This window comes from Pedobacter hiemivivus (assembly GCF_004331685.1).
Classification (GTDB): domain Bacteria; phylum Bacteroidota; class Bacteroidia; order Sphingobacteriales; family Sphingobacteriaceae; genus Pedobacter; species Pedobacter hiemivivus.
Window position 1 is genome coordinate 45,953 of the sequence record NZ_SJSM01000017.1, and the last position, 25,795, is coordinate 71,747.

19 protein-coding genes and 1 riboswitch are annotated in these 25,795 nt (G+C 39.8%); of the genes, 8 read left to right on the plus strand and 11 right to left on the minus strand.

The features are described 5' to 3' along the window. The first annotated feature begins 63 nt into the window (after window positions 1-63). The 5 genes from EZ444_RS20445 (at window position 64) to EZ444_RS20465 (ending at window position 5,409) form a co-directional block, all read left to right on the plus strand. Entirely contained in the window at window positions 64-1,515 is a 1,452-nt protein-coding gene (locus EZ444_RS20445) for a circularly permuted type 2 ATP-grasp protein (protein WP_131611011.1), read from the plus strand. A gap of 29 nt (window positions 1,516-1,544) precedes the next feature. Further along, on the plus strand, window positions 1,545-2,477 hold the full coding sequence (locus EZ444_RS20450; protein WP_131611012.1) for an alpha-E domain-containing protein: 933 nt from the start codon (window positions 1,545-1,547) through the stop codon (window positions 2,475-2,477). Between the two features lie 4 nt (window positions 2,478-2,481). Continuing rightward, entirely contained in the window at window positions 2,482-3,462 is a 981-nt protein-coding gene (locus EZ444_RS20455; RefSeq protein ID WP_165503679.1) for a transglutaminase family protein, read from the plus strand. Between the two features lie 70 nt (window positions 3,463-3,532). Further along, a complete protein-coding gene (locus EZ444_RS20460; RefSeq protein WP_131611014.1) occupies window positions 3,533-4,312 on the plus strand; it encodes an SDR family NAD(P)-dependent oxidoreductase in 780 nt (259 codons plus the stop codon). A gap of 290 nt (window positions 4,313-4,602) precedes the next feature. Beyond that, window positions 4,603-5,409, plus strand: coding sequence for a phytanoyl-CoA dioxygenase family protein (locus EZ444_RS20465; RefSeq protein WP_131611015.1), 807 nt, complete (start codon window positions 4,603-4,605; stop codon window positions 5,407-5,409). Between the two features lie 194 nt (window positions 5,410-5,603). On the opposite strand, the gene EZ444_RS20470 is transcribed toward EZ444_RS20465, so the two are convergent. From EZ444_RS20470 to EZ444_RS20515, 10 genes are all read right to left on the minus strand, one after another. Further along, window positions 5,604-8,141, minus strand: a complete 2,538-nt coding sequence (locus tag EZ444_RS20470) for a zinc-dependent metalloprotease (RefSeq protein ID WP_131611016.1) — start codon at window positions 8,139-8,141, stop codon at window positions 5,604-5,606. 58 nt (window positions 8,142-8,199) lie between these two features. Next, window positions 8,200-9,522, minus strand: a complete 1,323-nt coding sequence (locus tag EZ444_RS20475) for a MutS-related protein (protein WP_131611017.1) — start codon at window positions 9,520-9,522, stop codon at window positions 8,200-8,202. A 2-nt stretch (window positions 9,523-9,524) separates the two neighbouring features. After that, on the minus strand, window positions 9,525-10,862 hold the full coding sequence (locus EZ444_RS20480) for a MutS-related protein (protein WP_131611018.1): 1,338 nt from the start codon (window positions 10,860-10,862) through the stop codon (window positions 9,525-9,527). 17 nt (window positions 10,863-10,879) lie between these two features. Continuing rightward, a complete protein-coding gene (locus EZ444_RS20485; protein ID WP_131611019.1) occupies window positions 10,880-13,171 on the minus strand; it encodes a Gldg family protein in 2,292 nt (763 codons plus the stop codon). Between the two features lie 31 nt (window positions 13,172-13,202). Further along, the gene (locus EZ444_RS20490; protein ID WP_131611020.1) at window positions 13,203-14,132 is read right to left on the minus strand and encodes an ABC transporter ATP-binding protein; all 930 of its coding nucleotides are present in this window, start codon (window positions 14,130-14,132) and stop codon (window positions 13,203-13,205) included. Between the two features lie 50 nt (window positions 14,133-14,182). After that, window positions 14,183-15,541 carry a RagB/SusD family nutrient uptake outer membrane protein gene (locus EZ444_RS20495; RefSeq protein WP_131611021.1) on the minus strand — a complete coding sequence of 453 codons (1,359 nt, stop codon included), beginning with the start codon at window positions 15,539-15,541 and terminating at the stop codon, window positions 14,183-14,185. A gap of 11 nt (window positions 15,542-15,552) precedes the next feature. Further along, window positions 15,553-19,182, minus strand: coding sequence for a SusC/RagA family TonB-linked outer membrane protein (locus EZ444_RS20500; protein WP_131611022.1), 3,630 nt, complete (start codon window positions 19,180-19,182; stop codon window positions 15,553-15,555). A 122-nt stretch (window positions 19,183-19,304) separates the two neighbouring features. Continuing rightward, window positions 19,305-20,501 carry a FecR family protein gene (locus EZ444_RS20505; protein WP_131611023.1) on the minus strand — a complete coding sequence of 399 codons (1,197 nt, stop codon included), beginning with the start codon at window positions 20,499-20,501 and terminating at the stop codon, window positions 19,305-19,307. An 86-nt stretch (window positions 20,502-20,587) separates the two neighbouring features. Beyond that, window positions 20,588-21,178 (minus strand): RNA polymerase sigma factor, encoded by a 591-nt coding sequence (locus EZ444_RS20510; RefSeq protein ID WP_131611024.1) that lies wholly within the window; start codon window positions 21,176-21,178, stop codon window positions 20,588-20,590. Window positions 21,179-21,257: 79 nt separating this feature from the next. Continuing rightward, the gene (locus tag EZ444_RS20515) at window positions 21,258-22,418 is read right to left on the minus strand and encodes a cysteine desulfurase family protein (protein WP_131611025.1); all 1,161 of its coding nucleotides are present in this window, start codon (window positions 22,416-22,418) and stop codon (window positions 21,258-21,260) included. Window positions 22,419-22,477: 59 nt separating this feature from the next. Next, a riboswitch (SAM riboswitch) is annotated at window positions 22,478-22,577 on the minus strand. Between the two features lie 184 nt (window positions 22,578-22,761). Between EZ444_RS20515 and EZ444_RS20520 the strand changes: the two genes are divergently transcribed. Together EZ444_RS20520 and EZ444_RS20525 are read left to right on the plus strand one after the other, a co-directional pair. Next, window positions 22,762-23,424, plus strand: coding sequence for an HAD family hydrolase (locus tag EZ444_RS20520; protein ID WP_131611026.1), 663 nt, complete (start codon window positions 22,762-22,764; stop codon window positions 23,422-23,424). 18 nt (window positions 23,425-23,442) lie between these two features. Next, a complete protein-coding gene (locus tag EZ444_RS20525) occupies window positions 23,443-23,712 on the plus strand; it encodes a hypothetical protein (protein ID WP_131611027.1) in 270 nt (89 codons plus the stop codon). A gap of 17 nt (window positions 23,713-23,729) precedes the next feature. Here EZ444_RS20525 and EZ444_RS20530 read toward each other — a convergent pair whose 3' ends face one another. Then, the gene (locus EZ444_RS20530) at window positions 23,730-24,242 is read right to left on the minus strand and encodes a GNAT family N-acetyltransferase (protein WP_205945313.1); all 513 of its coding nucleotides are present in this window, start codon (window positions 24,240-24,242) and stop codon (window positions 23,730-23,732) included. A 150-nt stretch (window positions 24,243-24,392) separates the two neighbouring features. Between EZ444_RS20530 and EZ444_RS20535 the strand changes: the two genes are divergently transcribed. After that, window positions 24,393-25,790: a DUF3943 domain-containing protein gene (locus EZ444_RS20535; RefSeq protein ID WP_131611028.1), complete on the plus strand. Its 1,398-nt coding sequence runs from the start codon at window positions 24,393-24,395 to the stop codon at window positions 25,788-25,790. Window positions 25,791-25,795 lie beyond the last annotated feature (5 nt).

Below are 25,795 nucleotides of genomic sequence, written 5' to 3' on the forward strand. Positions count from 1 at the left end.
AAAAATCAATTTAAATAAAGATATAACTATATTTCAAAAGATTTTAACGTAAAATTTTCGGAAATGGAAACAAAAAGCTACACAAAATCGTACGATCTGCCCGAAAACACTTGGGATGAAATGTTTAAAGACTCAGAAACGGTAAGAGAAGCGTATAAAACCGTGATGGACTACCTCGATCTGGAGTCTACCGAAGAACTCAATAAGAAAGAGGAGCTATCTAAAGTACTTTTCATGAGCCAGGGAATAACCTTCACTGTATATAATAGTGGAGAAGGCATCGAAAAGATTTTCCCTTTCGATATCATTCCCAGAATTATCACTTCTGATGAATGGTGTTTTATAGAAAAAGGAATTAAGCAAAGAGTTATAGCCCTAAACCTCTTCCTGAAAGATGTATACAGCGACCAGTTTATCATCAAAGACGGGATTGTCCCCATCGATGTCATTTATTCCTGTCCACATTTTTTACGGGAGATGGTCAATGTAAAAGTACCACACGATATCTATATACACATTGCCGGGATCGACTTGATCAGAGACAACGATGGCACTTATTATATTCTGGAAGATAATGTACGTACGCCATCAGGAGTAAGCTACATGCTGGAAAACAGGGAGATCACTAAACGTCTATTTCCAGATCTTCTGCCACAATGTAAAGTCAGAAGTGTAATTGAATACCCCAATGTACTCTACAACAACTTACTTTCGCTTGCGCCACATGATGTTGCTGATCCTACGATTGTATTACTGAGCCCAGGCAGCTTCAATTCCGCCTATTTTGAGCATACAACCCTAGCGCGTTTAATGGGAATAGAATTGGTTGAAGGCCCAGATTTAATTGTAGAAGACCATAAGGTATACATGAAAACTACTGCCGGACTACAACAGGTTGATGTAATTTACCGGAGAGTAGATGATGACTATCTTGATCCGTTGGCCTTTAATCCAACCAGCTTACTCGGTGTTGCCGGACTAATGAATGCTTACAGAAAAGGGAATGTCACCATCGTAAATGCGGTAGGCAATGGCGTAGCTGATGACAAAGCTGTATACGTATATGTACCCGATATGATCAAATATTACCTCAATGAAGAACCTTTACTTAAGAATGTGCCGACCTATCAGTTAGGCAATGCACAAGAGCGGGCCTATGTATTCGACAACATTTCCCGCATGGTTGTTAAACAGACCAATGGCAGTGGCGGTTATGGAATGTTGATGGGCCATGCTTCAACCGAAGAAGAAATTGAAGCCTACAAACTGGAAATACTGAAAGATCCAAGGCAATTTATTGCTCAGCCAACCATCAGCCTATCATCTGCCCCATGCTATATGCAAGGCAAATTACAGCCCCGGAGAGTCGATTTTCGTCCCTTTGCATTATGTGGACCCAATGGAATAGACATTATCCCCGGTGGCTTGACCCGTGTAGCGCTAAAAGAAGGCTCACTGGTTGTAAACAGCTCTCAGGGAGGCGGTAGTAAAGACACCTGGGTACTTTCTAAATAAAAAATATTAAGCTAAAATCATAAATCAATATGTTAAGCAGGGTTGCAGAGAGCTTATACTGGCTAAGCCGTTACATCGAAAGAACAGATGGCATGCTACGCATGCTTAAAATAAATTACGCATCCTCACAGGATGCAATTTCAGAGTTTTCCTGGAGCCCTGTCATGCGCTTATTTTGCGATCCTAATGATGATGGACTGGACGGCATGGAGTTCAATAGTCGTGCAGTTCTCCAGTATATGGTTACCAACAAAGAGAATCCTAACTCTATCGTTAACATCATCACACTGGTAAGAGAAAATGCAAGAAGTGTTCAAGATCATATTACCAAAGATGTATGGCAATGCTTGAATGAATATTATCATACGGTGAAAGACCCCCGGCTAAATGTAATGCTCAAAAAAGATGATCCTATATCCGTACTGGATATCCTGATTAAACAAGGTATGCTATTTTATGGCACGACGGAAATTACTATGGCCAGAAATGAAGGTAGTAGTTTTATGCGTATTGGAAAATATCTGGAGCGAAGCATCCAGTCGGTAAACATATTAGACATTAAATTTGGATCGGTCGACCATAACCCGGATTTGTTAACCAACACCAGTTATTGGAAACACCTTTTGTTTTCTATAGGCGGATACGAATTATACCTTAAAACCTACAGGCAAGGTTTTGAGGCAGAAAATGTACTAGACCAGGTAGTACTGAATAACGAATTCCCCAGGTCTGTAATCTACTCCATCAACCAACTGTTCAAATATTTTGAAAGGTTAAAAAGAGATGGGCACATTACCGCAGGAAACCTTGCCTTCCTCATTGGTCGACTCCAAAGTAAAGTAAAATACAGTTCCATAAAAGGGCTGAAAAAAGGAGACCTTCATCTTTACCTGGCGGAAATAAAATCTGAACTCTATGGCATAGGAAATGCCTTTAACCAAACTTGTTTCAACATATACTAATGCCATGCCGGAATTTAAAATCAAACACGTTACCAGATACACTTACGAATCTCCGGTAAGAGAAAGCGTAAACCACATCATCCTCTATCCAATTGAAGATCAGTTTCAAAAGGTAATTAAGCATACCCTAATCATCTCTGGCAACCCAAAAGTAGATGTATTTACCGACTATTATGGTAACAAAATCGGCTTCTTTGCTTATAGCGAACGACACAGGGAACTTGAAATTTGTTCGGAACTTACTGTAGGAACCACACCTAAAGAACTCCCCACAGAAACGATGTTCAGCGAGATGCAATGGATGGAGCTAGAAAAATTACGTTATCAGGTCCCTTACATTGATTACCTTAAATGGGAAGCTTTTAATGAGCTCAATGAGCTTAAAAAAGTTACTGAGCAATACCTTCAGGCAGGTTTAACACCCCACCACGTGGCGATGGACTATTGTCAATACGTATATGAGCATTTCAAATACATACAAGGTGTAACAACAGCACAGACGCAGATAGATGAAATCTGGCACATCAAATCAGGCGTATGCCAGGACTTTGCACATATCCTTTGCCAGATGTTGCGCATGGCCAAAATCCCCGCAAAATATGTAAGCGGATACATCTGTCCGAATAAAAACGGTATTCGAGGTGAGGGTGCCACCCATGCCTGGGTAGAAGCCTACATACCGGACTATGGCTGGCTGGGCTTAGATCCAACAAATAATTGTATTGCCAATGAGACTTATGTAAGACTGGCACTGGGCCGAAGTTTTACTGATTGCTCTCCGGTAAAAGGTGTATATAAAGGTCCATCCAATCATAAGCTTACGGTTCAGGTAATCGTTGGTTATGATAATGGAACATCAGATGCACATGAACCTTTCACAGAAGAAACCGAGTCAGTAGCAATTTCTGCGCCAGCTGCAAAAGGCAATAGTTATCGTCGTAATCTGGAACTTATGCAGCAGATCCAACAACAGCAACAACAATAAAAAGTATTTAGCAGGCAGAGTTCATGTCATAAAATATAACTTACTTTATGCCCTACTAACAGCGTGTTTTATGAAAAATGAATTTGCATTAATAACGGGAGCCAGCAAGGGCATTGGAAAATCCATGGCCATAACGCTTGCTAAAGCAGGTTACCATTTACTGCTGGTTGCAAGATCGGAAGCAGAATTGCAGCAACTCGCCATACAAATTCAAAATGACTACAACAATCAAGTGTTCTATCTGCCGACAGACCTCTCTGCAGATACTGGACCGCTACAAGTCGCCGAATGGGCTCAGCAGCATACAGATAAATTATCCATATTAATTAATAATGCCGGCTATGGACTTTGGGGCGATTTTGAAAAACTGGAACTTAGCGCACAAATGAATATGCTGGCCTTAAATATTAATGCTGTACTTAGTCTAACGCACCATTTACTTCCATTATTAAAACAACAAAAACAGAGTTATATATTAAATCTATCCAGCACTGCAGCCTACCAGGCTGTACCGACCCTCGCATTATATGCAGCAAGTAAATCATTTATTCTTTCTTACAGCCGAGCTTTGCGCTACGAACTGAAAAACACTACCGTTTCCGTAAGCTGCCTCTGCCCAGGCCCCACTGATACCGGTTTTGCTCATCGTGCAGGATTAGATGCCATGGCAGATCTGGCAGAGAAATTTAATATGTCGCCCGAAAGCGTAGCCAGTGCCGGGATAAAAGGAATGTTTAACAAAAAAGCAGAGATCATCCCCGGCTTTCTAAACAAACTATCCGCATTCGGCGCACAGCATCTGAATAAAGCACTTATTGAACGGATTACAGCCGGATTATACAAACGATAACACTATCATTATCTGCTTGTTAAAAAAACATTCAAATTATTTGCAAATAAATTTGATAATAGTTTTTTTTTGCTACTTTTGTAAAGTCTACTAAACAAGTATACTTTATTTAAATGACTAAAAGCAACTATAACCCTACTGCATGTACCATGCGAATGTGTCTCCTAAAAGGCATAGGTTGTTGCTGTTGTTGCTAATCAGATTCTCATTTACTGATTAACCTCTTTAACATCTGCCTACCTCCGCAGATGAGAAATTTAATCATTTTTTAATTTTAATACTTCCTGATCATGGGTACCTCTTATATAAAATTCACCTTAGGCAACAAAATTACCACCGAGCAAAAAGACTTTTTCAATCAAAATGGTTTCATCCATTTTAAAGGTTTCATCAAACCAGAAACCGTAAATGACATTGTAGCTGCATCCAAACAGGTGCAACAACAATGGATAGCAAATGAAAAAATAAAGGTAAATGGCATTCCTATTAAATATGGGAAAGATCTTGATGGATCTGCAATTGTACAACGCTTTGCTTTTTTAAATCAGCACCACGCGCTATTTGCAGAACTTACACAGGATCCACGCTTTGAAACACTATTGGAACTGATCGGCCCAGGTGCCAGGTTAGGTACTGAAGAAAAAGATGGAATGGTATTAAACCATTATGTAAACGGACATGAAAGCAAGTTTAGCCAAATGGGCTGGCATACAGACGGACTAAGAGACATCTTTCATGGGCAGAAATTAAGCCCTATGCTGAACGTAGGTATTCACCTGAATACATTAAAGCCGGAAAATGGTGGGCTAAGAGTTTTACCCGGCACCCATAAACAGAGCTTATATCAAATGCTTTTCCGTAAGAAGTATTTCTTAGACAACAAAGCCGATGCTCATGAAACAGCGATTATACCTGATGCCGGCGACTTGACTATACATGATGGGCGTTTATGGCATCGCGTTGCACAATCCTCGGTAATCGGAGAAGAAAGCCGCAGAAGGGTCATCTACATCCCAATTATTGCCGGTAAATATGAGCCAAAAAATGAAAATAGTCCTACCGCTTTCTATCAGCGTTTTGCAGGCCTGGTTAAATAATTATATATGTTGATCGCATTGATTATAAGCTACCTGATCCGCTCAGGAAAATTGGTTTTCTTACAAAAAACCTCGCAGCAAGTACGGTTATTCGTTAAATTGAATACCAAAAGATTTTAGATGTTTGGTTAGATCTATTTTTGTATCAAAGAGGGTGTCTGAATGCACCCTCTTTAAATTTTATTGAGATACGATTACTTAGCAATCCCTGTTTTTTCTGCTATAAATTTGGAGTCAATCATCCAATCCAGTTCCTGAAAATGAATTCTGGTTAGTTTATCTAATCCCGTCTTTTTAGCGGCATTTCTAAACATTAGTTGTTGTTTTCTCAGCTGATCTTTAAATAAGCCTTTTAAATCGGAAACTGTAAATTTATAGGTGCCCAATCCGGAACTAGTATTCATCTCGTTCTCTACAAAAGTTTGTTCCAGTAACCTGTATACATATAATTTCTGCAAATTTCTGCGGTAATAGTCAACGTTAGTCCCATTACGGGCTTCTTTTAATATCCTTGCATCTAAATCACTAAAAAGATCTGTCAAGGTATACGTTTTAACTCCGGAACCGTTGTGTTCATTGCCCCACAATTTCATGATCCTATTTCTCATGATTACCGCATTAATGGCGCCTTTTTGCAAATTGTTCAATTCCGCGTCAAAATTAATATCCAGTTTCTGCGCGAAATCCGGATTACTGAGCCATACAGGTGTATCAAACAACTCATCGTTTACAAATTTAACGGCTCTTTTTTGTATGGAATAAGGCACTGGCTCATATATTGAACCCGACTCTCCATTTACTTTAACGGTATGATAGATACCACCTATATTTTTAATCACGTGGCCAAGATAAAGTTGGTATTGGTCCCAAACGCCTGCATAACCACCATGTAATTTACTTTGATCCGCATCGGGAACGGTTACCCATTTACCAACCTGTGGCATGATCCGTTTTAGATTCTTAATTCCATAAGTACTTGCTTTAACAGCATCATCGCCTAAATCTTCATTTTGCGATCTTGGGTCAAATGGTTCCGACTCAGTACCAAACCACAAACGCTTATTGTTATTAATAGAATCAGTAGCCATTTTAACCAGCATTTTCTGCTCCTGCTCTGGCGTTTCAAATTCAGGATGCCAGGTATAAGCCCATTTAATGGCCCATTTATCGTAATCACCAATTCTCGGGAACAAACCTTTCTCAGTAATTTTATCTTCAGGCTGTGCTACATAATTAAACCTCGCATAATCCATAATAGATGGCGTATGTCCATGGGCTTCCACCCAAGCTTTATCTCTTAGTTTTTCTACTGGGACAGTTGAGCTTGAACCAAAATTATGTCTCAGACCTAAAGTATGGCCCACTTCATGAGAAGATACAAAACGAATTAAATTACCCATCAAATCGTCATCAAAAGTAGCCTTTCTTGCTCTTGGATCTGTAGCACCAGCCTGCATCATATACCATCTTTGCAATACAGACATTACGTTGTGATACCAGAAAATATGACTCTCGATGATCTCACCACTACGTGGGTCAACGGTACTTGGCCCCATTGCATTAGCAATTGCTGATGGTCTGTAAATAATAGCAGAATGTCTTGCGTCATCAATACTCCAGGTACTGTCCTGTTCTTTTGTAGGAGCCTCCTTTGCAATTATTGCGTTTTTAAAGCCAGCAGCTTCAAATGCTTTTTGCCAGTCATTAACACCTTGAATCAAATACGGAACCCATTTTTTAGGTGTAACCGGATCTATATAGAATACAATTTGTTTTGCAGGTTCCACCAGCTCTCCTTTTTTATATTTCTCTACATCTTCTGGCTTAGGTTCCAGTTTCCAACGATTGGCGTAGGTAGTAGTCTTTACTCCTTGTGGATCTGCATCAAAGTCTCTAAACGAAGTGGTAAAATACCCCACACGTTGATCTTGTAAACGCGGTCTCATTGGTTTCTCATCCAGCAAGACCATAGATGAATTCAGTTCAATGGTATAACTTGAGCTGGCCGGATTTAACCCCGCGCTATATGTTTTAACCGCCCTTATCTCTAAATTTTTAGGGTAGCTATGCACAAAATCAATATAACTTCTGTCATTTTGTTGCCCCGCCATTCCGGCCCTGTCTTTAAATGCTTTACGTTCAAAATAAAGAATGTCGTTGTCACTGTTTAAGAAATCTGTTACATCCACAACTGTTGCTGAAGAATCTTTGGATAGTGCCAGCATTGGAAATACCGCTGCAATAGCCTGGATATTGTTTTTCTGTACACTTGCGAACATACTTGTAGTACTGTCTTTGTTGTATTCAGAAAAAGAGATTCTTCTTAAAAAGATCTTTTTGTCACGGCCTTTTTCAAAACGGTATACCGTTTCGCCAATCTGGTCCCCGGCATAACCATTGGAACCGTTACGCATATCAGCAGAAGCCTTGGAAACCCTGTTTACAAAAAGGATCTCCCTGTTTAGGATGGCGTTAGGAATTTCGAAATAATACTTATTTTCCTTTTGGTGAACGGTAATAAAGCCGTTTTGGGTTTTTGTATTTTTTGTGATCACCTCCGAATAAGGTTTTAAAGTATTGACCTTTTTAAGGCTATCTGCGGTTTTCTTAGCAGGATCTATCACCGCGACTTTAGCCGCAGGGGCTTTTTTTTTGTGCAGTAGTGCACAACCGGATACCAGTGTTGCCGTACTTAACGCACAGTAAAATAATGTTGATTTCAGTTTAAACATTTTGGTTGTTATTGTTTTTGTAATTGATGTATTAGATTGAATTGTTTTTATCGTTGTATTATCCTATAATTTCAAGGATCTTTTCATTTTCAATGATCATCATCCCATGCCTATCACTGCTAATGCCCTGTTTTGCACGATAGGTGTATACCGGAATCTTTCCATGCATTTCTGTAGGCATATAAATAAAACGGATGTTATCACTGCGCTGTCCTAATGCCTCCCCCACCTCCACAATGTGTGTAGAGATAATGAAAAAACAATTGCGGTGTTCTGCAAATACCTCAGAAACGGCGAGCGTGGCATCATAGGCATCTTTTACATTAGTGCCTTTAAACAGCTCGTCGAATATGACCACCAGGTTTTTAGGCGCACCTACTTCTTCAGCTATCTTTTTTACCCTCAGCACTTCTGCATAGAAATGACTATAGCCCATATTAAGGTCGTCAGGAACATTTATGGAGGTATAAATACCATCTTTTACGGAGAACGTCATGGATTTGGCAGGCACCGGGAACCCCATATGGGCGAGGTAAATACTGATTCCGAACGACTTCATAAAAGTGGATTTACCAGCCATATTTGCTCCTGTTAAAAAGATCACATTATTGTCAGCATCCAGCTCAGCCGTATTGGGCACCGCCTTTTCCAGACAAGGATGAAATCCCTCTTCAATATGAAGCACATCTTTTTCGGCTGTTAATGCCAGTGCATAGTTGAAGCCTTTTGCGCGAGAGACATCGGTTACTGCAATAAAAACATCCATAGCGTGGACTAGCTCAAGAATCACTTCAATTTCATCTCTAAGGGTGGTACGTAGCAGGTAATCGCACCTTACAGTCTGAAAAAAAGACAGTGGTCCGGCTATATTTACACTTTCAAGCCATTTTAATTTATTACCGTTAAAAATAAGGTTGGCTTTCTGAAGTTCAGCTGCAAACGGACTTTGAGAATCCTGCTGCAACAGTCCGGAAATGAACCCTCCAATACTGGCAAGCATTTTTATAGCGGTCAGAAGTCCATTGGCAATCAGATCATGTTCTACCCTTAAGCCCATATAGTATAAAAGCTTACGGCGGGCATTTTGTCCGGCGGCCATCAAAATATTGGATGCTGAAGCTCCACTTAAGTAATTCTCTGTTGCAGACAGGGCTTCGGTTTCAAAAGGGAAATCCAATTTCTTACTTTGAAAATATTGAAAGATCTGACTGCGTCGGTTAATGTTGGCTACACTGGTTAAAGGCTGTTGGAACATAGATTCCAGTAAATGTTCCGCACCTGCAGTGCGGGTAAGATTAAACAAGTTAATTACAGAATTATTCTTGTATTTACCCAACAGGTTTAAATCGTCCAGTGTTTGTTTATCTGTTACAAATGGCATGGCTATCTGGTCTTTTTATTTTTCAAAATGTCAATAATACCTTCGTTATTGATGATGATCATCCCATGGCGATCTTCAGTAATGCCCTGCTTCAGGGTATAAGTATAAACAGGCTTGGCGCCATCCATAATTGTTGGCAGGTAAATAAACTGGACGTTGTTACAACGATCTTTTAATACCGCTCCGGCCTCGATAATGTGTGTAGAAATTACGAACATGCAGTTTCTTTTACGCGCAAAAGCGGCCGTAAGGGCAACTGTGGCCTCGAAAGCATCTTTCACATTGGTCCCTCTAAAAAGTTCATCGAATATGACAAAGATCTTTTTTGACAGGGCCAGCTGTTCTGCCACTTTCTTTACTCTCAATACTTCCGCATAAAAATGACTATATCCCATGCTCAGGTTATCCGGCAGGTTAATGGTACTGAACAAACCATCCATCACAGGGAATACCATACTTTTTGCAGGTACTGGAAACCCAGCGTGCGCGAGAAATACAGCGATACCCAACGATTTCATAAAAGTAGATTTACCTGCCATGTTCGCTCCTGTTAGGAAAATGACATTGCCATCCGGATCTACTTCCAGGTTATTGCCAATTGCATGTTCGAGCAACGGATGGTATACGCCTTCCAACTTCAAAGTTTGCTGGTCCGCCGGTAATGCTTGTGGAAATACAAACTGCTTAACAGTAGCCACCTTTGCAATGGCGATATACACATCCAAATGATAGGCATAATACAAAAGTCTTTGCAGCTGGTCTTTCTTTTTAAAACGCAATACCTTGTCGTACGCAGCAATTTTCTCATAATTCTGCTTTTCTACCGCAGCCTCTTTAATGATCTGTTGTATTTCCTCGTCTGCAAGAACGCCCTCAATCGTTTGGCTTTCTTCATCGTATGGGGTATTGGCTTTACCCTGGTTTACCTGGTCCAAAAACTGGCGAAAAGCATTGAGCAACGCTATAACAGCGGTAACGGCTTTTGCGATTTGCCTGTATTCGGTATCAGTCCCCATAAGGCTGCTAAATGTTCTGCCCAGCTTATTTTCATCATTCTGCAGTTTGCTACGCTCGTCTGCATTACTGAGATACTGTTCTATCAGGTCAAACCACTCTTCTTTAAACGGAAAAGCAATCTGAGCGGACTGAAAGAACTGGATGACCTCACTACGCTGATTTATAGCTCCGGCATCCGACAATGGATACCGGAACATTTGCTCCAGGATTTCCGCACCCCCACGGGTGCGGGTGCGGTTAAAGAGCCCGAAAACAGAATCGCGTCCTTTTTTATTGAATACATTCAGATCGTCCAGCGTCTGTTTATCAACGGAAAAACTCATAATTATGTTTAGGTTAACTATCTTCCTCTTCTGCGGATCAAAATGACCAGTCCCGCAGCAATAAGCAACGCCGGGAATCCCCATTTAAAGAAAACACCAAAGAATGCCCATCCTTTCGTGCCAATACTCAGGGAACGATCCGAAGGCGTATCACGGCGCATATCTATCGGCACTTCACCGTTCGACAGCCAAAAGAATGAACCTGCTACCAATAAGAAGTTTGCCGCCTGTACTTCATTACGCTTCATTCCGAGCTCGCCGTTACTTAACCAATCAGCATCACCTGTAATTAAAATCCGCTGGTCTTTACCATTAACTTTTCTGGATAATGCCAGCACTGTTGGATAAGATTGTTCTACCTCCCCAGCTGCAGGATTTAACTTTTCTTTCTGATCAATAAAATCCGTGGTTTCCACTTCGTTCCAACTTCCTGTAGAATCCGTACGTAATAAAGGAATCACATTAAATCCTTTGTCGCTGGTATAAGCAAGTGCCGAAGTAGAAGGCATGGTGATTACTTCTTCTCTTTTCTTCGAATTTTCCAGATAAAAAGAAAAATCAGCAGCTTCTTTTGTAATTTTTGAGACCAGGAGATCTGAAGCTAATTTAGGATTCGGACTTACCAATCTGCCTGGGAGAAACTGTACGCCCAACTGTTCTGTAATGGCATTCATCTGTGTTTGTCTGCCCGGTTCTCCAGCGATTAACAGGTTACCTCCATGCGCAATATATTGGTTTAAGTTTTTCTGCTCTTCTGCTGTTAAAACTAGTTTAGGCTCGGCAATGACCAGGATACGAATATTATCAGACACAGGTTTATCTAATTTAATCTCTGCGAAATCAAACCCTTGGTTAATCATCGAATAGCGAAAGGTTTTCTCCTGTGCTACCATATTATAGCCACGGTCAGTCTTTCCATTACTTTCACGTTCACCGTGCCCGGTCAAAAAACCTACCTTTGGCAAGTCCATTACCAGTCTTTTTATTGCAGCAGTAATCTCAGCTTCTGATGGTTGACGACGCATGTCATCATATAAACGGAGAAATGTTTTTTGTCCGTTTTCACGTTCTAATACCCTTACAAAACGGAAATTTTCTGGTTCAAGATTTACTTTACCACTAATAGCCGAGTATGGGCTAATCTCAAAGTTCCATTGGTTAAATTTAATCAGGGTATCCAATCGCTGGGCATCATTCAATTTCGGATACATCCTATCCAGCTGTGGATTTTCTGAATGATGATGATAATACTTATAATCCATCTTGATATCCGGTTTAAACCTGATGTATTGTTCGAAATTTTCTACATCATTTTTATAGGAGATGGGAAGAGCGGTATAGCCGGTAGGATCAAGCATATTGCTATAGGTATGGATGCTAAAACCACCGGTTAATTTGGCCATTACTTCCTGACTGCTTTTTGTTAAGGTATTCTCTTTGGTGCGTGTCGCATCATAATATACTTTAAGCGATGGCATTGCACTTAAATAACCAATAAACATGGCCATAAAAAATACCCCTGCGTATTTGGCCAGGGTCAACATCCAGGATGTTTTTTGCCTACTTGCATGCAATTTGATGATGGTAAAGCCTAAGAAGAGCACAATTACGATGATAAAATACAGTACATCTTCGCTGGTGATCATACCAGAAATAAAGGTGCTGCTGCGCCCGGTTATGGCCAGCCAATAAGTTACATCACGTACAAATTCAATACTCTGCCCTACATCTTTTACATAACCAAGCAAAGCAAAAATACAAAGGGTACCTAAGGCTGCAACTACGCTATAAGAAGTTAAGGATGACATAAAAAGACCAATTGCCGCATAGGCACAAGTAAGCAGGTATAAACCCAATAAGCCGGTTAATAAATAGGGGATATCCACATTATCTACAGTAAAAATAGAGAAGATGGCCAGTATCCCTAGAACACCAATCAGCACCAAACCAAAGATCATTAACGAAAGGTATTTACCTAAAATGATTTGTGTGTTTGTAACTGGTGAAGAGTAAAACAGTTTAATGGATCCGCTGCTGAGCTCCCTGCTCATGATTCCCATGGTTAACAGCGGCATATAGAGGTACAAATAAGATTGTACTTTGGTAAATACACCTGCCCAGCCTCCAAATGTATTAATGGTGACACTGCTTAACGGCGTATTAATAGATTGTAGCCTAACCAGAAAATCGTAGGTCCCTGTAAATCCCATGCATACCTGGAAACTAAATATCACCAGGATTAGCCAGGCAACAGGAGAGTAAAACAGTACCTGAAGTTCTGTTCTTGCTATTTTATATATTGTTTTCATTTTTTTTTAATATGAGCGAAATCTGTTTGCGTTATTTTAATTTTTTCTTGCTTAATTCCGCGAAAACAGTTTCCAGTGAATTTTTCTCCAATGCTACTTCTATCAGGCGCCAGTTTCTGGCTACACTTGTTTCTACAAGTCGCTCGATTACATCCTGCGCATCTGTAAAACGTAAACGATACCTGATTCCCCCAAGTTCCTCCACACCTTCTATTCCAGGTATGGCAAGCAACTCTTCTACTGTAGGACTTGCCACCAGTGATACCACCAGTGTATTTGGTACAATGTAATTGTCAAATTCTGCCAGTGATCCGGAAAAAATCATACTTCCTTCATTGATCATCCAAATGTGGTCGCAAAGCGCTTGTACTTCCTGTAGGATGTGGGTCGAGAGGACTACTGTTCTTTCTTCAGCAATCTCTTTGATCAGCCCCCGTACTTCCAGAATCTGGTTAGGGTCTAATCCGTTGGTAGGCTCATCAAGCACCACAAAGTCGGGTTTATGGATGATTGCCTGTGCTATCCCTACCCTTTGCTGGTATCCGCCGGATAGGTTCCGGATTAAGCGTTTGTTGAAATGGCTAATACCGCATTTGCTCATTACTTCGGACACTGCTGCTTTTACCTTTTTTGATTCCATAAGCCTGATATTGGCACTATGGATTAAAAATTCTTCGACCGTAAGATCGTTCTGTAAAGGTGGCTGCTGTGGCAAAAAGCCAATATTACGTTTCGCTTTTTCAGGATGCTCACCAAGGTTAATTCCCTTGATCACAATGTCCCCGTGTGATTGCTTGATCACACCACACATCACATTCATGATTGTGGACTTGCCGGCGCCATTAGCGCCGAGCAGTCCATAAATTCCATTTTTTGTAAGTTCGAAATTAATATCGCGTACTGCCCACTGTACACTATAACGATGGGACAGACCTCTAACACTTACGATGGGTTCGTTCATATTTTTTGTTTGTTTTAATACCAGTAAAAGGATCGTTTGGGCCGATGTATTTATCTCGGATTCTGTACGATTTCGGGGTTTAATTGAATGTATTTTTCTGCAATACGGTAGGTATATCTATTGCTTTCAGGTGTAAGTGTATAAGTAACATCTTTAAAAACTCTGGTCACCGTGGTTATAAATCCAGGGTCCTGTCTTAAACGTCTCTGATCAAACCAGCGGAAACCTCGTCCTATAAACTCTCTCGTTCTTTCATCAATTACACGGTGCAAAGCTTCGTTACCTGTACTGGCAGTTAAGCCTACATAATGAGCATCATCAAAACGCTTTTTGCGTAATTCATTTAACGTGTTAATCGCCGCATCCGGTTTGTCTGCACGTGCTTCGCACTCTGCTTTAATCAACATCATTTCGGGTACACTAGGGCCAACATATGCGCCATCTACACTTAACCTGTGTTTATAAAAAACACGGTTATTGAAAGGAGCATTTGATTTAGTACGATCGGCAGTATACAACTGATACCGCAGGTCATTAAGATCATAAATGCTGATTGTATTTGCATTTATAGGCACATTTGGTAAGTATGATGCGGTACGCTTAAAAAATATTTCCTCAGGATTCGTTAACCTGTTTGGGAATGTCACATTTGGCGCAGTATACGCTTTAAGGTCAATTAATGTATTTTGAAGTGATAATGCCAGTTCACTATTGCGTTGTGCCTCAGAAAACTCCCTTGTATTTAAATACGTACGTGCCAGCAAGGCATATACAGCGGTTTTTGAAGGATTTGTGATAAAGTCTGCTCTATCAGCTAAATCCGGCAAAGCTGCATTCAGATCAGCTTTAATCTGATTATAGATCTTTTGCACACTTACCCTGGTTAAGTCGGTTGTAAACCTCGGCGTAAGCACCAAAGGCAAACCTGGATCAGTAGCCGCAGTTGCGGGGTCATACTGTTTTGCATACATATTAACCAGCGTAAAATAACTATATGCTCTATGTACCAAAGCTTCCGCCAATGCCCTTCTTTTTTGCTGATCAGTACCCCCTTGGCTATCCATTACACCATTGATTACAACATTACAGTTGAAAATTGTGTTATAGAACTTGCTCCATTCATTATCTTCTGCAGCCGCTTCATACATTCTATCTGCCCAGGTATAGGCATTTGCGCTCAACACATTTAAAGGATTTTGCCAGACTACCTCATCTGTTCCCATATCGTCGCTTGAAAGCACAGGACTAGAATAAGAAACTTCAAAAGTAATACCATAGTTAAGTAAAGCCTGGTAGTCTGAAGTAGCTGATAACACTTTCAAATTCTCAGGTGGAATTTCTACATATTTGCGGCAGGCAGCACAGCACAATACAGTACCGCAGATCAGTGTATATAATATTTTCTTCATTGTGGGACGAATTAAAGTGATAGTCTTAGGTTAAACACATAATTTTTTGTGGGAGGCAGATTATTATAGGCGTTGGTCATTTGATATTCCGGATCTATTCCTTCTTTATTCGCCACCCATAAAAGACCAAGGTTACTAACCGTTAAACCGCAATCTATGCTCTTAATAAAATGTGTTCTTTTTAATAAACTTCCAGGTACCCGGTAGCTAAGCGTAATCTGTTGTAGCCTGATATTACCTGCATCCCTTACATTCAGATCAGAATTCATAAACCTGCTGATGCTGGTTATACTTGAACCTGTTATTCCGGGAATGTCAGTGGTCGCCTCATCACCCGCTTTCCTCCACCGGTTCGTTAACCTGGTATTGTTGGCCAGCAGTCCTGAAAATTGCGCCGGACTAAATTCGTTGTCCACCGGATAGAACTGTTGATTGATCGTTTGCAATAAAAAGATATGTCCCAGATAATAAGTAGCCCTTACGGAAAGACTTAAGTTTTTATAGCTAACCGTAGTACCTAAACCGCCAAAATATGGTGCCGTTGTTCTCCCTTTATTAACAAGATCTTCAGGAGCCACAGTGTAGGTTTGATCTTTGGATGAGATCTTTTTTCCGCTTGCGTTATAGATTTGCGACTGACCTTTATCGTCCAATCCAGCCCAACGATAAACAAAGAAATTATCCACTGGTAAGCCTGTAATAATAGCTGAAACTCCGCCGTTAGCCAATCTATTCGGAAAACGTGAATCTGTAACCTTATTGGTATTGTAAGAAAGATTGAAATTTGAAGACCAGTTCCAATCTTTTGTCCTCACGGCATCCCCTGATATATTTAACTCTACACCATGTCCTTCTAAATCTCCTGCATTATAAGACAATGAGGAATAACCATAAGTAGAATTGAGCGGCAAGGACATAATAATGTCATAACTGCGCTTACGATAAATGTCAACGCCAACACTTAAACGGTTGTTGAACAAACCAGCATCTATTCCTAAATTTGTCGTCTTCGTTGTTTCCCAGCCAATATCCTGATTTGCAGGCGAGTTTATATAAACAAAAGGCAATTGGGTATACCCATCAAGTTGTCCGATACCTGCGATAGTTGAAAAATTAGCTGAGGTTAAAGGTGGATTTCCAGCTGTTCCTAGTGTAGCACGGATACTTAATGAATTGATCCATTCAATCTTATCCATAAAGCTTTCTTTCTTTATATCCCAGCGTAAACCTCCAGACCATAATGGAGTAGCTCTATCTCTCCTGTCTACCCCTAATAAGTTAATGTCATCAAAACGTACACTGGCAGTTGCAAAATATTTATTCAAATAGGAATATCCTGCACTGCTGTAATGAGAAAGGTTACGGGTGGTATTTCGAAAGATACTAGAATTTGTAAATGGAAAACGTCCTTGCCCCTGACCATAAATAGTAGCATAATTACCGGTACTTGTCGTGTTAACATTTACAGCAGAAGAAACATCTTCATTATAACCATATAATGTTTGTCCTGAACCAGTGCCTTTATTCTGACTGATCTCTGTACCCACAACCATATTAAACCTATGAACATCATTCCAGTTTTTATCAATATCTAGTTGAGCCCTCAAGCCATAAGCATTGCTGTTACTTCGGGTACTTTTGTAAATGCCACCTTTAGGAAAGCCAGAAACCAATTTCCCATTTACAGGCACCGTTCCAAGATTATACAATTCACGACCTAAATAACTGTCTAAGTTTTGAATTAAAACCTGGTCATTTAATGATTTCTGAAGCTGTCCTGATACTGATAAATTTAACCAATTTGTGATTTTACCCTTGATCGCGGCATTTACCCTTATGGAGTTTCTTTCAGTAATTGTGTTGTTGTAATTTAACTCGTCAATAGGATTATATGTCCAGGGCAGATGCTTATTGATCCGGATCAAACTATCTGCCGTATTTTTTTTAACAGTTACATAACTACCTATTCTATTGCCCTCGTCATCAACCAACATCTGGTAAGGCGCCATTCCATACCGACCAACACTTAAGGCCTGTATTGCAGCACTATTTACAGTCGATTTAGCATAAGTATAGTTTAATCCTGTACTCAATGAAAGTCGCTTATTTAAGAAATCGTTAGTTAAATTGGTGAGTACAGAATAACTTTCTCCACTGTTTTTCCTAAATACGGGTTGATCTTTGGTATAATTCCCAGAGACATAATAAGAACTGTTTTCAGCCCCTCCCGAAAAAGATAAATTGTGTTGTTGTGAGACTGCTCTTTGAAGCAAATACTCTTTTAACTGATCTGTATTTGAACGATTTGCCAGCACGTTTAAGGCTGCGTCTTTTTGAGCAGCTGTAATCTTCCCGCTTTTCGCATCAAACATCAATTGCTGAGCCTCAGAAACAGGTGCCTGTCGCCAGTCTGATGCAGGATTTAGAATAAATTTTTTATCAAATAGTTCCTGTTCAAAATCAATATACTGCTGATTTGTCATCGAGGTCATGTTCTTAAAATTAGCAGGTGCCGAGGTACTGAATGTCGTGCTAAAATTAATAGATGAAGTTCCCTTTTTACCTCTTTTGGTTGTTACAACAATAACACCATTTGCGGCATTAGCACCCCAGATAGCTGTTGCTGCAGCATCTTTAAGGAAAGTAATGCTCTCTATATCTGAAGGATTAAATGTACTGATGATCGCATTACCGGAAGTTTCTGGCTGGGTTGAATTTTTTGGATTTCCATCTAAGGTGCCAGATGTAATATTGGTTAAATTTTGATTTAGTGCGACAAAGCCATCTATAACAAGCAGCGGTGGACGTCCATTATAAGAGCTTACTCCTCTGATCTGAATTGAATTGTTTCTAAGATCAAACTTTACACCTGGTACTTTTCCTTCCAGGCGCTCCATTAAGTTTACACTTGGTGTTTCTTCAATTTCTTTAGCCGTTATTACTGAATATGAACCTGTTGTAGTTTTTTGCTTTAGCTGCTGATAACCTGTAGATACAATTACATCTTCCAGAACTTTAGTAGCTGCAAGCAGCTTAACGACCATACCGTCTTTAGCTTTCATCTCCTGCGCAAGATAGCCGACAGCAGATATGATTAATATATCGTCATCATTAAGGCCATAAAACATAAAAGTTCCCTGCTCATTGGCGACAACCATGCGGTTAGAGTTTTTAAGCTTAACGGTAACTTTAGGGATGCCATTACCGGTTTCTGCATCTATAACTTTACCTGTCACATTTACAGTCGCAAAAAAGCTGGTAACTTTGTCAAAAAATAGTGGCTCTTTTTTCTTAACAACAATGGTTTTATTGACCAGTTTATAAGTTAATTTTTGTGGTGTTAATACTTTATCCAGTACGACTTCCAATGGTGTGTTCTTGAATGAAGCATCTATTAGTTGTCTGTCGTTAACCTTCCCCTCTTCCCAAAATATATTGTAACCGGTCTGCTTCTTCACTTCCAGGAACAATTGCTTCAATGAAGCCTCTTTTTTATTAAAAGTTATCCTTTGTGCGAAGGTAGAAGCACTAACCTGTAGCAAGAAGGTGGTCATGATAAGTAGGATTAGCTTCATAATACGGAGTACTGAATTATTTATATAGGCAAAATGCCCAGATCTGTTTGGATCCTTAAATTTCATTACATTTGTTGTTTAGTGGTTTAGTTGTTATATGTGAATATGTCTCATCTGAATACCACTTATTGCCGGGGATGTTTGCCGCATTCCCGGTTTTTTATGGCATTCACTATAGTATAGTCAAATTATAGCATAGCGATTACCCTCCTTCCTTCAACTTTAAAGTGAACTGATCCTGTTGATTCTAATACTTCTAACAATTGGGATATATTTTTAAACCTGGACACTGTACCTCTGAAAGCCTGCGTTTTAAGTTCATTATTTTCAAACACCACTTCTACATCATACCAGCGCTCTACCTGCTTCATGATCTCTTTCAGCGTCTGACCAGTAAAAATAAAGGTGCCGTTTTTCCAGGCTACGGCTTCTTCAGTATCCACTTCAAAAACCTTCAATTGTTTACCTGCAACAACAGACTGTTGTCCGGGATTTAATACGACATCCTTAATACTGCTGTTGCCCATAAGGTCAGTAACGCGAACAGCACCTTCCAAAAGTGTCGTTTTAGTAGCTGCATCATCTGCATAACCTGTAATGTTAAAATGCGTACCGAGAACCTTAACTTCCTGCTTGCTTGTTTCTACTACAAAAGGATGCTGCTTATTTTTAGCCACCTCAAAATACGCTTCTCCATTCAATAATACCCTACGTTCTTTTTTACCAAACTGAACAGGAAATTTTAGAGATGAAGCGGCATTTAGCCATACCCTGGTCCCATCCGGTAATTCCACCTGATAAGTCCCGCCCCTTGGCGTACTTAATTTCACCTCATTATCTGGGGCAATTCCGTTACCAACCTGGGCTTGTTTTGAAGAAGCTACATCGGTACCATCGTTATAGGTTAATTTTCTTGCATCAATGACTACACCGGCTTTATTGTCGCTAAGCTGGAGTGTTTCCCCATTTGCGAGTGTTAGCACAGCTCTATTTTTTCCGGGGAGGATGTCTTTTGAAGTATTGGCTATACGTGAAGGTGTATTGGCAAAATAACTCGCATTAAAATAATATATACCTGCCGACAAAGCAATTATTAAACTGGCGGCAACGGCAAACCGTGGCCATAGTATTGTTTTTACTGTCGATTTTCTTGCTGCTTTAAATTGTGGTGTGCTGACGAGGTTTTGATAAAAAGAACCTATTTCTTCGGCTGTATAATTTTCCTCTGGACGGGTATTGTCCCAGATACCATCCATTGCAGCAAAAAGATCCTCATCGCGACCTCTAAGGTTAAAAAAACCAATCAATTCTGCATACTCCGATTGGCTGATGTTTCCATCTGCAAATTGCTGAAGTAAATTTATTATACGTTGCTTGTCCGCCATTTTTCACACTCCCTTTACATTGGGGTTATATTAGGCATTACAGGGCAAAACGAAATTAGGACTAGTCGATATGAAAATAAATATTTTTAACGTTTGAACAAGCCTGCTGTCAGGAGCAAAAAATAAGCTACATCTGATTGGTTGAAATGTGTCTTAAGCGTCTTTAATGCTGCTACAAGATGGTTTTTAACTGTATTACGGGAAAGATTAAGCTTTGCTGCAATTTCATCATAATTTAATCCCTCATATCTACTCATTCTAAAGATCAGTTGCTGCTGGGGCGGTAAATGGATCAGGGCGGCCTCTGTAAAACGCTGCAGATCTACTAGCAAAACTGCTTCTTCAGTATCATTGCTTACCTTTTCCATGTTCAACCATAACTGGTCAATTGCTTTCTGGGAAACTGCAATTTTCTGCAATACGTTAAGTGCAAGTCTTCTGGAAATGGTATATAGGTAGGGTGCAATGGGTAAATCTTCATTTAGTCTGTCACGATTTACCCATACACTGAGTAAGGTATCATTCACTACCTCTTCTGCCTGCTCTTTATTTTTTAGCAATCGGAAACAAAAACTGGCCAGTCTTTTGAAATTAAGTTCAAAAATTTGGCGGAAAGCAAATTCATCACCGGCTTTTAATGCAATAATGATGTCTCTTTCAGTCGACCCAATTGCCATCTCCTTAGCTTAACAATTTTTGTGCAAATACTTCCTTCATGAACTGCAATGTATACAAAGATAATATTAATTCCTTTTTTTATGGCCAGACAGTAGCGATTTCATTAACAATCTCTTTAGTAAAAAGATCAGCCAGCTTATCTGCAGCATAATCTATTTCTTCTGTTGTATTGTAACGGCTAAATGAGAACCTGATCGTTGTACTATCTGCCTCCGACCCCAAAGCACTTAACACATGAGAAGCTTTACCCGACCTGCTGTTGCAGGCACTGCCTCCAGAAGCACAAATGCGATGTTGGTCCAGGTATACCAAGGGTGACACCTCGTTTTCTGGAACCGATACACTTAAAATATTAGATAAACTTATGGCCTTATCCCTACAATTTCCATTAAATTTTATCCCAGGAATTTTATTATTGAGTTTATAAATCATCCTTTCCTTCAAATTGCTAATGTAATTTTCATTGAAAGATCTGTTGCTATGCGCCAATTCCAGTGCCTTTGCCAACCCAACTATACCCGCTACATTTTCAGTTCCGCTACGCTGACCTTGCTCCTGAGCACCACCATTTATAAATGATAACAATGGGTCCTTAGACCGCTTATACAAAAAACCTATTCCTTTGGGGCCATGAAACTTATGCGCTGAACCGACCAGAAAATCTGCTTTAAGTTTTTGTGTATCATAGGTATATTGTCCCATTGTTTGTACTGTATCGGAATGAAAAATTGCATCATAATGGCTACAAACATTCGCGATTTCATCGATAGCATTGAGGTTACCAATTTCATTGTTTCCATGCATTACGGAAACAAAAGCCCTTTCATTTGCCGCCAACAACTGGTCAAGGTGAGAAATGGACAGGTTTCCTTTTTCATCGTGTTTTAGATAAACCAACCTAATCTCCCCATTACGTTCCAATACTTTTAAGGTCTTTAATACCGCATGATGTTCAAAATGTGTGGTGATGGCCAGTTTAATCCCATTACTCCTGATACCTGATAAAATTGCAGTATTGTCGGCCTCTGTTCCACCAGAAGTGAATACAATATGCTCGGGACTGGTGTTCAAAATATCAGCAATTAGCGTGCGGGACTGGGCAATGGCAGCACGTGTTTGCCGCCCCAGGTAATGTGTGGAGGAAGGATTACCATAATTTTCAAAAAAATAAGGCTCGATGGCCTGGAAAACTGCTTTACTTAATGGTGTGGTGGCTGCATTGTCTAAATAGATTCTCATATCCGTTCTTGTTTTATTTAAATAAATAACACTTATCCGGATAGCATTGAGCTGAAACGATCTTATCTTTCCATTAAAAATGGAAGGAGTTAGCACCTTGTAATGTACAGGTTGCCAAGACTTCAAAGGGCCTTTTCCCTCAGTCTTTCTGGATAAGTGTAATAGACTACAAAAATAGTATACTTTTTTCATAAATACTACTTATTTAGTAGAATATATTTTATCTTAGCCAAAACTTTAGATATATGGTACATCTCTAAGTTTTGTTCAAAATAAGGCCAGACTGGATGGTCTGGCTTTATTTATATGCTGCAATACGAAGAAACTTCGTTAAATTTGCCTAATGAACAATGAGATTGCAGTTATATTTGATATGGATGGCGTAATTTGCCACACAAATCCTTACCACTCCCTTGCCTTTCGTGAGTTTTTTGCCGCAAGAGATTTAGCGCCTACTGATGAAGAATTTGCCGAACACATGTTTGGTAAAAGCAATAGTTATATCTTAAGTCACTTTTTTAAACGTCCCGTTGCCGGAGCCGAGCTATTGGAAATGGAACAGGAAAAAGAGGGATTGTTCCGCAAAATTTACGAGCCTTATGTTGAGCCAATCACGGGGATTGTGGAATTTATGTCGGATTTAAAGCAAAATGGTGTAAAACTAGGTGTAGCCACTTCAGCTCCTTATGCCAACCTGGAATTGATTCTGAGCAAAATTGACATCCGCGAAAAACTGGGTTCGATCATGGCCAGCGAAGATGTGAAAAAACACAAGCCAGATCCAGAGGTATACCTGAAGTCGGCCGAAAATCTAAGTGTAACTCCTGATCAATGTCTGGTATTTGAAGATTCCTTTTCGGGTATCACAGCGGCCTTAAATGCCGGAATGCGTGTGGTTGGCGTACTTAGCTCTCATACCAAAGAAGAACTACCTCCTTGTAATTTATACATCGACGATTACACCGACTTATCTTACAATAAGATCATTGAACTTTTCAATTCATAATACCAGCTACTACTTACCATGGAAGATGAAAACAAAAATCCTTACGTCCAATTTAACGCACAAATCCTTAAGGATTGGAAAGACAATGGTGTAGATTATATCAAATTGGTTGAGCTGGTGACCGACTTACCCGTTAAATTTTTCGAGCTAGTCCCCAACTCCGAAATCCCTGACGCTGGTGAAACGATTTACCATATCGATTCAGAAGACATTACCGAGCTTTTAGAACCTTTAAAACACGTAAAATTTTTAGTGCACGAAATCTATCTGGAAGAAGACGAAGACTAGCTTCTGAAAAAGCGTCGCTAGTTCAACTTAATCTCAAATAAACTGAATGTTCCTTTCGCATAGTGCAAAGGCAAACCAACAGTATTGGTTAATTTTGTTACGCCGAGGTAAGTGAAACCACAGCTCACATAATAATTATTCAGCTTCTCATTCCCTGCTCCTGTATCCATTCTGATATAGGATTTTTGCTTTTCCACTGCATAATTTTTAACCCATCCTACGATATGCTTTACAAAATGCATTCCTCTAAATTTAGGATTGGTAGCAATGCGGTGTATATATACTGCAGGGTCTTTATCTTTTTCTTCCCAAATCAGAGGATCACTTAAAGTTAAAGTAAATACACAGGCCATCTCCCCATCTACAACAATCTGCCACTGAAGGTCATCTTTGATTGTCTGTGCTACCATAGCCCTTTCAAATCCCAACCAATTGATTGATCCAACTACTTTTTGGTACGCCGTAGCGGCATCATACAATTCAAATATCGCGTCTATATCTTGATCGGTACTTTTTATAACTTCCATCATCTCCTTATTTGTTTCTTACAAATCTATGCAGCTTTGATAAACTATAACAGCTACAGAAATAAAATATTTTAGGGTCACAGATGTTCCAATATTGAACAAACAAACTGCGCATTCGGGTGTTACAATTTTTGCAATACTTGTTGCTTGACCATGATAGGGAACCTTCATTTCAAAACGATACTGCTCCTCATTTTTCTATGTATTTCTGCCCCTATTTTTGCTCAAATTTCATTTTATAATCAACATTATCATAGAGATTCTCTAGCCAGAGGGCCAATCACAGAAAACCCTGTTCAAAAAAGGTTTGCCCGTGCCGCGTTGCTACTCTCAGCTACAGAAGTACTACCATGGATCTACGACAGACATATAGATAATGCTGACTTTGCTAAAATCAGCTTCAAAAGCATGGGGAATAACTTAAGGCCCAGCAGCTGGGCATGCGACATTGATGGATTTGCCACCAATCAATTGAGCCACCCCGCTCATGGCAGCATATTTTTTAATACTTTCCGCTCTAACGGCTACAGCTTTTGGCAATCCATTCCAGCTACAGTTGCGGGCAGTTACATTTGGGAGACTTTCGGAGAAAATCAGGCACCATCAACAAACGACTTCCTAAATACCTCTTTCGGTGGCGCTATTATTGGCGAAATGGTTCACCGCCTGGCGGGAAAATTAATTAATAACCGCAGTAGAGGTTTCAGAAGGCAGGTTAATGAAACCATGGCCCTATTGATTAATCCAGGCAATGGATTTAACCGACTCCTGGACGGAAAATGGGGGAAAATACCAGACCCAATGGATATGGATTCTTCAAAAATAGATTTAGAGATCGATGCAGGTCTAAGGAATTTTAACATGAACGATCGAAATACCCGCTTTAGAGGATATGGCCGTATCAAATTATTATATGGTAGTCCCTTCGAGAATTATAAAATCCCCTTTAGCACCATCACCGTTAATGCGGAGGTTGGAAAAGACGATAGCACTTTTGTAAACTCAATCAACCTTTTTGGTTCCATCAAAGGATGGCCGGTTGGTAGAAGCAACTACTCCAGACATATCATAGTCCTGACTGCTAATTACGACTACATTTTTAATCAAGCTTTTTCTTACAGCGGACAAAGTATTAAATTCAGTTTATACTCAGAATTTGGTGTAAAACGTAAAAACAGGATGAATACTTCCGTAGGTGTTGGCCCAATATTGCTGGCAGCCATTCCCGAGAAGTATATATTCAACCGTAGAAACTACGATTATTGCTCCGGGTTTGGCTTTAATGCCAATGCTGAAATCAATATCAATAATATTTTCTTTTATGGCATGACCTATAACAACGGGTTCTTTTATACCTGGAATGGAAATACATCCAGCTTTTTCTTACAAAGTCTTTCTGGCGAGTTGAGATATCGGTTTCTCCATAATCTTTCTTTTTGCACTGAACCCGGATATTTTGTCTTAAGGGAAAATTATAAAAGCAACGAACGGGTAACCAGAACCTATCCGTATTTAAAAGTCGCTGTGAAATATAACATTAGTATTCAATAGCGATA